This is a genomic window from Catenuloplanes sp. NPDC051500, from assembly GCF_044454585.1.
Classification (GTDB): domain Bacteria; phylum Actinomycetota; class Actinomycetes; order Mycobacteriales; family Micromonosporaceae; genus Catenuloplanes.
In genome coordinates this window covers 764312-775064 of sequence record NZ_JBITDX010000001.1, presented here as the reverse complement: position 1 = coordinate 775064, position 10753 = coordinate 764312, and the positions used below count along the sequence as shown (strand labels likewise).

Genomic DNA, 10753 nt, shown 5'->3' with positions numbered 1-10753 from the left:
TCCTCGACCTCGGCCGGTACGCTGCACAGGCAGCGCTGAAACGGTTCTGAAACGATCTTTCCGCAAATCTTGAGAGAGCGGGTGTGCACGTGACGGCGGCTCGGGAGCGTCCGACGTTGGAGGCCGTGGCCCGTCGGGCCGGCGTGTCACGGGCGACCGTGTCCCGCGTCGTCAACGGCTCCACAACTGTCGCCGAGGACATCCAGGAGAAGGTCAAGACGGCCGTCCAGGAGATGGGCTACGTGCCCAACCAGGCGGCCCGCAGCCTGGTCACCCAGCGGACCGACTCGATCGCGCTGATCCTCCCCGAGATGCCCAACCGGGTCTTCTCCGACGACCAGTTCTTCCCCGGCATCATCCGCGGCGTCAGCCAGGAGCTCGAGGCCGGCGACCGGCAGCTGGTCCTGATGCTCGCCGGCTCCACCGCCGGGCACAGCCGCGTCGAGCGCTACGCGATGGCCGGCCACGTCGACGGCGTCATGTTCGCCTCGATGCACGGTGCTGACCCGCTTCCCGCCGCGCTTGCCGGGCTCGGCATCCCGGTCGTCTGTAGCGGGCGCCCGCTACAGAACAACAGCGGCGTGCCGTACGTCGACGTTGACCACATCGCCGGCGTCTCCTCCGCGATGGACTACCTGCTCGCCGCGGGCCGCCGCCGGATCGCCACAATCGCCGGCCCGCAGGACATGATCGCCGGCATCGACCGGCTGGCCGCGTACCGGGACGCCGTGGTCGCGGACGGCCAGATCCCGCGTGTCGCATATGGCGATTTCACCCGGGAGTCCGGCGCCGTCGCCATGCGCGAGCTGCTCGACGCGGACCCCGACATCGACGCGGTCTTCATCGCCTCCGACCTGATGGCCCACGGCGCGCTGCGTACCCTGCGCGCCGCCGGCCGCCGCGTCCCGGACGACGTGGCCGTGATCGGCTTCGACGACATCGAGATCGCCCAGTTCACCGACCCGCCGCTGACAACTGTCCGCCAGCCCATCGTGGACCTGGGCCGCCAGATCGCCCGCCAGATGCTCATCATCCTGGCCGGCGAGCCGGTGGCTCCCGCGGTCCTCCTCCCCACCGACCTGATCCTCCGCGAGTCCGCCTGACGCGCTCGCCGCCTCACCGATCGGGTGACCCGGTTCCGTGCCGGCCCTGTGCTGTTCGACTGCGACGTATGCCACCGTTTACCGCGTGCTGCCGCGCGACACGCGGCTATGTTGCTGAATGCGTTCCCGCGCAATTGTCATTTGATGAATGAGTGGTCGCGGTGTGACTGCATGCTGTGCTGTCGGCCGTGATGCGGTGAGAGGATTTCGCATGGCGGCCGGAGCGCTCCAGGCAGGGGAAATGCCTGCACAATGCGGTCCGGTGGTGCCAATGAAGCGCATTCTCCGAGTCTCTGTTGGTGCAACATCCGCGCGGCTTGAATATCGCCTTTCCGGCGGCTTGGTGTGTCGCCTCCGTGTGGCGCTCTGCCGCGGGGATCGACGATCCTGTCAGTGACAGTGATTCGCCTGAGCGTGGGTCTCCGTATCCGGTGAAACGATCATGACGATGGCGGTCTCGGCGCGCGTGGCGCCCGTCTCTAGGCTCTAGGTATGGCGATCCTTCACAAGGCGCAACTCGTTCCCTCGAAGCTTGAGCTGCTCAACGGCTGGCTGCCGTCCCGGCCCTGGTTCGACGGCTCGGCGGCGGCAGGTGTCGAGCGGGTGGCGGCGTTCCGGTTCGACGATCCGGCGGGCAGGGCGGGCGTCGAGGTGCTTCTGGTGCGAGACCAGAAGATCTACCACGTGCCACTTACCTACCGGGGTGCGCCGCTGGCCGGGGCGGACGCGCATCTGCTCGGCACAAGTGAGCATTCCGTGCTGGGCACCCGCTGGATCTACGACGCGGCAGGTGACCCGGTCTACGCGACCGCGCTGGCGCACGCGGTGCTCACCGGCGCCGGGAACGCGCCGGAGATCTTCGCGGAGGACCGGCGGGAGCGCACGCCGGACTGCAGGGCGAGGGGGACCGGCACGGCGTCGCAGGCGCCGGCCGTGAACACGCGGCCGGCCGTGAAGGACGGCGACCCTACGGTGATCACGGCCGGTGGCCTGACGTTGACGATCGCGCGCGTGCTTGACCCCGAGGGCGCGGTGCCGTCGTGGGCCGAGGGTCAGGAGCGCCTGGAGGCGGAGACCGCGGAGCACCGGTTCACGCTTGCGACCGCCTACATCTAGGCGCTGTATCGACGTGCGGCCAGGCGGCGCCTGGACTGCGCCGCAGCCCGGCATCCCACGTCGATACAGCGCTTAGAAGTTCAGGAAGACCCACGGATCGGCGCGCGGGAAGAGCGTGGCGAGGTCGTCCCAGGCGGACGGCGGCACGACGCCGAGCCCGCGCGCCACGATCTCCTCCGGGCCGAGTACGCCGTAAACCAGGCCGGACAGCGCGGCGGCGGTCAGCCGAACCTCGGCCGACGAGCCGGCCGAGCCGGATGACCCGCCTGACACCGTGAGTGCGCCGCCGGCACCGTCAAGTACCCAGTCGCCGCCGAGGAACGGGTCGTCCACCACGCTCAGCGCCACCCGGGCCTCGCCGGCCGGCAGCCCGGCCAGTGCGGGCAGGTCGAGCACCCGGACCATCGGCGGCGCCGGGTGCGGGATCTTGACGGTGCTGGTGACCGTGCCGGCGAAGTCGGTGCTCCACAGCTCGGGCGTCTCGGACGGGCCCACGCCCAGCGTGATCGTCTCGACCTGGTCGGCGTGCGTGGCCAGGAACCGCAGCAGCAGCGCGCGGGCGATCGCGCCGTCGTGGAGCATCAGGTCGCCGATCAGCTCGCCGCCGTAGTCGGTGATCCGGTAGGGGATCGCGCCCACCACCTCGCCGCCGGCGTGCGCGGTGACAAGCCAGTGCCGGTTCTCATCCCGGAACTGGTGACGCCTGTAGTCCGGGAACTCCGCGAAGCCGTGCCGGCTGGTCAGCGCGCGGTCGAGCAGCGTGATCATGTCGTCCCAGCCGTCCGCGATCCGGCGCACCTTCACCTCGCCGGGGAGGTCGAGCGCGAGCAGCGACGCCAGGTCCGTGGGCCGCAGCGTGACCGTTTTCGCCGAGGCCAGGCCGACGTAGCCGAGCCGCCCGTAGAAGGTGCCGCGGAACGGGTAGAGCGTGCTGACCGACCGCCCGTCCTCGCGGCCGCGGCGCATCAGCTCGTGCATGAGCGTGCGGACGTGCCCGCGCCGCCGGGCGAGCGGGTTGCTGACCACGCCGGCCACGCCGAGCATCCGGTGCACGGCGCCGCGCACGTTCTGCCGCATCGGGATGCCGGAGACGCTGGCCAGGATCTCGCCGTCCTCCTCCGCGGTAAGCGTGGTGTTCTGCGTGCGGAAGCTCATGAACCGGGCGATCTCGTCGGTCTTCTCGGGCGTGAGCGGCGAGGCCTCGAACGCGTACACCCGGATCGGCATGATCCGGTCCACCTCGTCGGCACTGATCTGGCGAATCTCCATGCCTCATCCCACCCCGTTCGCGCCCTCGCCGCCATCGGATAAAGCCAAAACCACAGAATCCAACATGAGGGGGTACGGCGTGAGCCCAACCACCCGGGCCGAGTTCACGCTGGTTATCGCTGCCCTATATGTCCGAGATCACTGACTTGGCAACCCTTAGATGTCAGAGAAGTTACGTAGTGGTGTTGACTTCCCACACAGTCGGGCGTAAACAAAGGCAAAGCCAAACACGAAGCGGGGCGGTGGAACGCGATGTACCCGGAAGAGCGCCAGCAGGAGATCCTGCGGCTCGCTCGCGCCAACGGGCGGGTCGACGTGATGGCGCTCGCCGACGGCCTCAACGTAACGGCTGAAACGATCCGGCGCGACCTCACCGTTCTGGAGCGGGCCGGCGTGCTGCGCCGGGTTCACGGCGGGGCGATCCCGGTCGAGCGGATCGGTTTCGAGCCGGCGCTTGCCGCCCGTGACTCCGTCCTGATCAGTGAGAAGGAGCGGATCGCCAAGGCGGCGCTGGCCGAGGTGCCGGCCGAAGGGGCGATCATCCTCGACGCGGGCACCACCACCGCGCGTCTGGCCCAGCTCCTCCCCTCCGACCGGGAGCTGACCGTCGTGGTCAACTCGCCGGTCATCGCCGCCTCGCTGGCTCTCAAGTCCAACCTCAGCGTGCTGCTTCTCGGCGGCCGGCTCCGGGGCAAGACCCTGGCCACCGTCGACGACTGGGCGCTACGTCCTCTCGAGGAGATGTACGTGGACGTCGCCTTCATGGGTACCAACGGGCTCTCGGCCGAGCGCGGAATGACGACACCGGATCCGGCCGAGGCCGCGGTGAAACGCGCGATGATCAACGCGTCCCGCCGGGTGGTGCTGCTCGCCGACCACACCAAGGTCGGCAACGACTACCTCGCGCGGTTCGGCTCGATGTCCGATCTCGACCTGCTGATAACCGACAACGGGCTCGACGCCGAGCTCGCCGACGAGGTCGAGGCCGCGGGCGTGCGGGTGGTCCGGGCATGATCGTCACAGTCACGCTGAACCCGAGCCTGGACCGGGCGATGGAGATCGACACGCTCACCCACGGTGAGGTGCTGCGCGCCACCAGCACGCACATCGACCCGGGTGGCAAGGGCGTCAACGTCTCCCGCGCGCTGCTGTCAAACGGCGTCGAGTCCACGGCCGTGGTGCCGTGCGGCGGCGAGGAGGGCGCGCAGCTGGTCCGGATGCTTGAGGCGGAGGGCGTCGCGATGGTCGCGGTGCCGATCGCCGGCCGCACCCGGTCCAACATCACGCTTGCCGAGCCGGACGGCACGGTTACGAAGATCAACGAGGCCGGTCCCGAGCTGGCGCCCGACGAGTTCGTCGCGGTCACCGACGCAGTGCTTGACGCCGCGCGTACCGCCGAATGGGTCGTGCTCTGCGGCAGCCTGCCGCCGGGGCCGTCCGTGGCGGCGTTCGGCGAGCTGTGCGCCCGGCTCGTGGCAGCCGGCGTGCGACTCGCTGTCGACACCAGCGGTCCCGCGCTCGGCGCCGCGGCCGCGGCCGGCGCCGCCCTGGTCAAGCCGAACCGCGAGGAGCTGGCCGAGGCGGCCGGCGAGGAGCTGCTGACGCTCGGCGACGTGGTCGACGCGGCGAACAAGCTGCGTAAGGCCGGCGCGGGCGCGGTCCTGGCCAGCCTCGGCGCGGACGGCGCGGTGCTGATCGAGGACTCCGGCGTGGTCACCGGCAAGTCCCCGGTGAGTGCGCCGCGCAGTACGGTCGGCGCCGGCGACGCACTACTGGCAGGATTCCTCTCCGCGGGCGCGACCGGCGAGTCCGCCCTGGCCGAGGGCCTGGCCTGGGGCGCCGCTGCGGTGCGTCAGCCGGGCAGCCGGATGCCGGGTCCGGCCGACATGGAACGGGAGACCGTTCACCTCGATCCCCGGCCCGATCTGGGCCGGCGGCTTCACCCCCGGGGCTGAGCGCCGGCAGCGCTCAACTCCAGCCGCACCACAGCACTACACACAACTGCATTACGGGGAATGGCAAGACCTGCATCAACCCGCGCGGCACCGCGCGTCTCCCTCCAGAAACGGAGTCCCCCTCCAATGAGCACATACACCCCACAAGTACAGGGCTCGGGCTTCCGAGCCGGGGTCCAGCGCCTCGGCGGCTACCTCGCCGGCATGGTCATGCCCAACATCGGCGCGTTCATCGCGTGGGGCCTGATCACCGCCCTGTTCATCCCCACCGGCTGGATCCCGAACGAGAACTTCGGCGCGCTCGTCGGCCCGATGATCACGTACCTGCTGCCGATCCTCATCGGTTACACAGGTGGTCGTCTGGTGCACGGCCAGCGCGGCGCGGTCGTCGGCGCGGTCGCCACCATGGGCGTCGTCGTCGGTGCGGAAATGCCGATGTTCATCGGCGCGATGCTGATGGGCCCGCTCGCCGCGTTCGTCCTGAAGATGTTCGACAAGCTGATCGAGGGCAAGGTCCGCCCCGGTTTCGAGATGCTCGTCGACAACTTCTCGGCCGGCATCATCGGTGGCGCGTTCGCGCTGCTGGCGAAGTGGATCATCGGCCCGGTCACCCAGAACATCATGACCTGGCTGGGCAACGGCGTGGACTGGCTTGTCGACCTGGGCGTGCTGCCCGCGGTGTCGATCCTTGTCGAGCCGGCCAAGGTGCTGTTCCTGAACAACGCGATCAACCACGGCGTGTTCACCCCGCTCGGCGTCCAGCAGGTCGCCGAGAACGGCAAGTCGATCATGTTCATGATCGAGTCGAACCCCGGCCCGGGTCTCGGTCTGCTGCTGGCCTACTTCTTCTTCGGCCCGAAGCTGCTGCGCCCGTCCACCCCGGCCGCGATGATCATCCACTTCTTCGGCGGCATCCACGAGATCTACTTCCCGTACGTGCTGATGAAGCCGCGCCTGATCCTGGCCACCATCGCGGGTGGCGCGGCCGGCGTGACCACGTTCATGATCACCGGCGCCGGCCTGGTCGCCAGCCCGTCGCCGGGCTCGATCTTCGCCTACGCCGCCGTCACGCCTAAGGGCGTCGGCAACTGGATCGGCATGATCGCCGGCATCCTGATCGCCGCCGCCGTCTCGTTCATCGTGGCCTCCGCGCTGCTCGGCTTCGGCCGGCTGAAGGAGGACCAGGAGGTCGACGACGCCACGGCCGAGGCCATGGGCGCCGAGCCGGTCGAGGACTCCACCAAGTCCGACAGCCCGGTCGTCGCGCACCGCGTCGCCGAGCCCGGCACTGCCTGACAGCTCACTCGCCGGTCCGCTCCCGTTCGGCGCACGCTTGTGCACGACGGGGGCGGACCGGCGGATCCGCCGCACCTACAACGGAAGGCACGACCAATGGCAACGATCAACGGCAGCGACGTCAAGAAGCTCGTCGTGGCCTGTGACGCGGGCATGGGCAGCAGCGTCATGCTGGCCAGCACGCTTCGCAAGCAGCTGGTGAAGAACAACGTGACAGTCGAGCACACCCCGGTGAACTCGATCCCCGCCGACGCCGACGTGGTGGTCTGTCACAACGGGCTGGCCGCCCGCGCCCGGGCCGGTGCGCCCGACAAGATCATCGTGCCGTTCCAGGTGTTCCTTGGCGACCCGGCCGTCGCCAAGGTCGTCAAGGCCATCCAGACGGGTGCCGACATCAATGGCTGACTCTCTGCTCGACCGGCGCGCCATCCGCCTCGACGCGGTCGCGGCCGACCGGGACGCGGCGATTCGGCTCTGCGGCGAGACGCTCGTCGCGATCGGTGCGGCCGAGGCCGGCTACATCGACACGATGCTGGCGCGTGAACAGTCCGTCTCCACGTTCGTCGGCGAGGGCGTGGCCATCCCGCACGGCACGCTCGGCGGCAAGGAACTGGTGAACCGGGACGCGCTTGCGGTACTGCGCTTCCCGAAGGGCGTGGACTGGGACGGCAACCCCGTCTCCGTCTGCGTGGCGATCGCGGCCAAGGGCGATGGGCACGTCGAGCTGCTCTCCGCGCTTGCCGAGATCCTGCTCGACCCGGACCAGGCCGCCGCGCTGCGCGAGGCCACCGAGGTCGACGAGGTACTCCGGCTTCTGCAGCCGGTCGGAGCGGAACAGGAGTGAGCCTCTTCGCGGGGCCACAGTGCCTCGCGACAGGTTCCCGCGTACTCGCGTCCCCCGCTGGGGCCGCGATGAGGAAAGGTTCACCATGAAGGTAGTGCGCTTTCACGCCCCGGGCGACATCCGTTTCGAGGACGTCGCCGAGCCGGAGGCCGGCCCGGGCGAGGTCAAGATCCGGGTGCGCAACTGTTCCACCTGCGGCACGGACGTCAAGATCTCCAAGTTCGGCCACCACCACATCCACCCGCCGCGGGTGATGGGCCACGAGATCGCCGGCGAGATCGTCGCGCTCGGCGACGGCGTCGAGGGCTGGGCCGAGGGCGACCGCGTGCAGGTTATCGCCGCGATCCCGTGCGGGAAGTGCGACGAGTGCAAGCGCGGCCGGATGACCATCTGCCCGAACCAGGAGTCGATGGGCTACCACTACGAGGGTGGCTTCGCGCAGTTCATGGTCGTACCCGCGAAGGTTCTGGCTGTTGACGGCCTGAACCGGATCCCGGAGGGCGTCAGCTTCGCGGAGGCGTCCGTCGCCGAGCCGCTTGCCTGCGTGCTCAACGGCCAGGAGCTGGCCCGGGTGGGCGAGGGCGACGACGTGGTGGTCGTGGGCTCCGGCCCGATCGGCTGCCTGCACGTCCGCCTGGCGAAGGCGCGTGGCGCGGCCCGCGTCTTCCTCGTCGACCTGAACCGGGCCCGGCTGGACATGGCCGCCGACCTGGTCAAGCCGGACCTGGCGATCGCCGGCGAAGAGGTCGACGTGGTCAAGGCCGTGCTTGACGCCACAGACGGCCGTGGCGCGGACGTGGTCATCACGGCCGCCGCCTCCGGCGCGGCCCAGGAGCAGGCGCTGCAGATGGTCGCCCGCCAGGGCCGGATCAGCTTCTTCGGCGGTCTGCCCAAGGACAAGCCGACCGTCACCGTCGACTCGAACCTGGTGCACTACCGCGAGCTGACAATCGTCGGCGCGAACGGTTCCAGCCCGGCGCACAACGCGGAGGCGCTGCGCCTGATCGCCACCGGCGCCGTCCCGGTCGCCGACCTGATCACGCACCGGTTGCCGCTGGACAGCGCGATCGACGCGTTCGGCATCGTCGCGCGCGGCGAAGCCATCAAGGTCACGATCGAGCCCTGAGCCGTCCACCACTTTTAGGAGGCACCGATGCCTACGCGCACCGTTACCGTCGGATCCGCCAGCGGCCTGCACGCCCGCCCGGCCGCGCTCTTCGTTCAGGCCGCTGCCGCCGCGGCGCCGGTCAAGGTGACGATCCAGGTCGGGGAGAAGCGCGCCGTCCCGGCGAACAGCATGCTCTCCGTGCTGTCGCTCGGCGCGAAGAAGGGCACCGAGGTGGTCCTGGCGGCCGAGGGTGAGGGCGCCGACGCGGCGCTGGACAGCCTCGCCGACCTGCTCGCCAGCGACCTGGACGCCGAGGAGCCGGCCAATGGCTGAGTTGACCGGCATAGGCGTCAGCGCCGGTGCGGCCGCCGGTCCGCTGCTGCGGATCGCCGCCGTTCCGGCGCTGCCCGAGCCGGCGCCGGTCGCGGACACCGCGGCCGAGGTCGAGAAGGCGTTCGCCGCGCTGGCCGAGGTCGTCGCCGACCTGGGCCGGCGGGCCGACCGGGCGAAGGACGCCACAGTCGCCGAGGTGCTGCGCGCCGAGGCGATGATGGCGGACGACCCGATGCTTCGCGAGGCCGTGCAGGAGGGCATCGAGGCCGGTACGGACGCGGTGCACGCGATCGACGCCGCGTTCGCCACCCACCGGGAGGCGTTCGAGGCGGCCGGCGGCTACCTCGCCGAGCGCGTCGCGGACCTGGACGACCTGCGCGACCGGGCCGTGGCGGTCTGCCTCGGCCGGCCGATGCCGGGCGTGCCGCAGCCGGGCCACCCGTACGTGCTGGCCGCCCGTGACCTGGCCCCGGCCGACACCGCGGACCTCGACCCGGAGCAGGTCGTCGGCCTGATCACCGCGGACGGCGGGCCGACGAGCCACACCGCGATCCTGGCCCGCGCGCTCGGGCTGCCCGCGGTGGTGTCCTGCAAGGGCGTCCTGGACATCGAGGACGGCACGCTCGTCACGCTTGACGGGACGAGCGGCCGCGTCGAGACCGGGGTCTCCGCCGAGACCGTGGAATCGGTCCGGGCCGCGGCCGAGGAGAAGGCCGCGGCAATCGAGGGCTCCACCGGCCCGGGCCGCACCTCCGACGGCCACGCGGTCGCGCTGCTGGCGAACGTGGGCTCCGGCAAGGACGCGGCCAAGGCGACCGAGGCCGAGGGCGTCGGGCTGTTCCGCACCGAGCTGCTGTTCCTGGACCGGACCCGCGAGCCCGGCCTGGACGAGCAGGTAAGCGCATACCGTGAGGTCTTCGCCGCGATGGCCGGCCGGCGCGTGGTGATCCGCACGCTTGACGCGGGCGCGGACAAGCCGCTGCCGTTCCTGCACCAGGACGGCGAGCCGAACCCGGCGCTCGGCGTGCGCGGCCTGCGCATCGCCCGGCAGCGTCCGGAGGTGCTCACCACCCAGCTGGCCGCGATCGCCCAGGCCGCGATGCAGACGGACGCGGACGTCTGGGTGATGGCGCCGATGGTCTCCACGGTGGCCGAGGCCGCGGAGTTCGCCGCGCTCGTGCACGAGGCGGGCCTGCCGAAGGCCGGCGTGATGATCGAGGTGCCGGCCGCGGCGCTGCGGGCCGAGCGCCTGCTCGGCGTGGTCGACTTCCTCAGCATCGGCACCAACGACCTGAGCCAGTACACGTTCGCGGCAGACCGGCAGGTGGGCACCCTTGCCGAGCTGCTCGACCCGTGGCAGCCCGCGCTGCTGCAGCTGATCGCGGCCTGTGGTGCGGCCGGCAAGAAGACCGGCAAGTCCGTCGGCATCTGCGGCGAGGCCGCGTCCGACCCGGCGCTCGCGCCGGTGCTGGCCGGGCTCGGCATCTCCAGTCTGAGCATGTCGGCGCGGTCGTTGCCCGCGGTGCGTGCCTCGCTGGCATCCCGCACGCTTGCCGAGTGCGAGCAGCTGGCCGCGGCCGTGCTCGACGCGGACGACCCGGCGCAGGCGCGCAAGCTCGTCTCCTGACCCTTCCTCACCCGCCCCGCCCCGCCGAATCCCCCCTCGGCGGGGCGGGGTTTATTTATGGATGGGCATCTTTACGTGCCGGTAACAGTTGCGGTAGTTTGC

The 10753-nt window shown here is 70.6% G+C and carries 11 protein-coding genes; 10 read left to right on the top strand and 1 reads right to left on the bottom strand.

Annotation, left to right across the window (positions count from 1 at the left end; genetic code table 11):
• The first annotated feature begins 89 nt into the window (after positions 1-89).
• Both ACIA8K_RS03310 and ACIA8K_RS03305 read left to right on the top strand, forming a co-directional pair.
• Positions 90-1103: a LacI family DNA-binding transcriptional regulator gene (locus ACIA8K_RS03310; RefSeq protein WP_396054388.1), complete on the top strand. Its 1014-nt coding sequence runs from the start codon at positions 90-92 to the stop codon at positions 1101-1103.
• Positions 1104-1595: 492 nt separating this feature from the next.
• A complete protein-coding gene (locus ACIA8K_RS03305; RefSeq protein WP_396054387.1) occupies positions 1596-2219 on the top strand; it encodes a hypothetical protein in 624 nt (207 codons plus the stop codon).
• A 72-nt stretch (positions 2220-2291) separates the two neighbouring features.
• On the opposite strand, the gene eis is transcribed toward ACIA8K_RS03305, so the two are convergent.
• On the bottom strand, positions 2292-3488 hold the full coding sequence (gene eis / locus ACIA8K_RS03300; RefSeq protein WP_396054385.1) for an enhanced intracellular survival protein Eis: 1197 nt from the start codon (positions 3486-3488) through the stop codon (positions 2292-2294).
• A gap of 252 nt (positions 3489-3740) precedes the next feature.
• Between eis and ACIA8K_RS03295 the strand changes: the two genes are divergently transcribed.
• The 8 genes from ACIA8K_RS03295 (at position 3741) to ptsP (ending at position 10651) form a co-directional block, all read left to right on the top strand.
• Complete coding sequence (locus tag ACIA8K_RS03295) at positions 3741-4502, top strand: DeoR/GlpR family DNA-binding transcription regulator (protein WP_396054383.1); 762 nt, start codon at positions 3741-3743, stop codon at positions 4500-4502.
• Positions 4499-5443 carry a 1-phosphofructokinase gene (gene pfkB / locus ACIA8K_RS03290; protein WP_396054381.1) on the top strand — a complete coding sequence of 315 codons (945 nt, stop codon included), beginning with the start codon at positions 4499-4501 and terminating at the stop codon, positions 5441-5443. Before ACIA8K_RS03295 ends, pfkB begins: the two co-directional genes overlap by 4 nt.
• Positions 5444-5569: 126 nt before the next feature.
• Positions 5570-6739 carry a mannitol-specific PTS transporter subunit IIC gene (gene mtlA, locus ACIA8K_RS03285; protein WP_396054379.1) on the top strand — a complete coding sequence of 390 codons (1170 nt, stop codon included), beginning with the start codon at positions 5570-5572 and terminating at the stop codon, positions 6737-6739.
• A gap of 96 nt (positions 6740-6835) precedes the next feature.
• A complete protein-coding gene (locus ACIA8K_RS03280; RefSeq protein ID WP_396054377.1) occupies positions 6836-7144 on the top strand; it encodes a PTS lactose transporter subunit IIB in 309 nt (102 codons plus the stop codon).
• Positions 7137-7583 carry a PTS sugar transporter subunit IIA gene (locus tag ACIA8K_RS03275; protein WP_396054375.1) on the top strand — a complete coding sequence of 149 codons (447 nt, stop codon included), beginning with the start codon at positions 7137-7139 and terminating at the stop codon, positions 7581-7583. Before ACIA8K_RS03280 ends, ACIA8K_RS03275 begins: the two co-directional genes overlap by 8 nt.
• An 85-nt stretch (positions 7584-7668) precedes the next feature.
• Positions 7669-8709, top strand: a complete 1041-nt coding sequence (locus ACIA8K_RS03270; protein WP_396054374.1) for a zinc-dependent dehydrogenase — start codon at positions 7669-7671, stop codon at positions 8707-8709.
• Between the two features lie 27 nt (positions 8710-8736).
• A complete protein-coding gene (locus tag ACIA8K_RS03265; protein ID WP_396054373.1) occupies positions 8737-9024 on the top strand; it encodes an HPr family phosphocarrier protein in 288 nt (95 codons plus the stop codon).
• A complete protein-coding gene (ptsP, locus tag ACIA8K_RS03260) occupies positions 9017-10651 on the top strand; it encodes a phosphoenolpyruvate--protein phosphotransferase (protein ID WP_396054372.1) in 1635 nt (544 codons plus the stop codon). The genes ACIA8K_RS03265 and ptsP overlap by 8 nt, the downstream gene beginning before the upstream one ends.
• Positions 10652-10753: the final 102 nt, after the last annotated feature.

Bases quoted from the DNA above. Each gene is read 5' to 3' on its own strand.
- ACIA8K_RS03295 (WP_396054383.1), top strand. From the start codon at position 3,741: ATGTACCCGGAAGAGCGCCAGCAGGAGATCCTGCGGCTCGCTCGCGCC.
- ptsP (WP_396054372.1), top strand. From the start codon at position 9,017: ATGGCTGAGTTGACCGGCATAGGCGTCAGCGCCGGTGCGGCCGCCGGT.
- pfkB (WP_396054381.1), top strand. From the start codon at position 4,499: ATGATCGTCACAGTCACGCTGAACCCGAGCCTGGACCGGGCGATGGAG.
- eis (WP_396054385.1), bottom strand. From the start codon at position 3,488: ATGGAGATTCGCCAGATCAGTGCCGACGAGGTGGACCGGATCATGCCG.
- mtlA (WP_396054379.1), top strand. From the start codon at position 5,570: ATGAGCACATACACCCCACAAGTACAGGGCTCGGGCTTCCGAGCCGGG.
- ACIA8K_RS03305 (WP_396054387.1), top strand. From the start codon at position 1,596: ATGGCGATCCTTCACAAGGCGCAACTCGTTCCCTCGAAGCTTGAGCTG.
- ACIA8K_RS03270 (WP_396054374.1), top strand. From the start codon at position 7,669: ATGAAGGTAGTGCGCTTTCACGCCCCGGGCGACATCCGTTTCGAGGAC.
- ACIA8K_RS03280 (WP_396054377.1), top strand. From the start codon at position 6,836: ATGGCAACGATCAACGGCAGCGACGTCAAGAAGCTCGTCGTGGCCTGT.
- ACIA8K_RS03275 (WP_396054375.1), top strand. From the start codon at position 7,137: ATGGCTGACTCTCTGCTCGACCGGCGCGCCATCCGCCTCGACGCGGTC.
- ACIA8K_RS03265 (WP_396054373.1), top strand. From the start codon at position 8,737: ATGCCTACGCGCACCGTTACCGTCGGATCCGCCAGCGGCCTGCACGCC.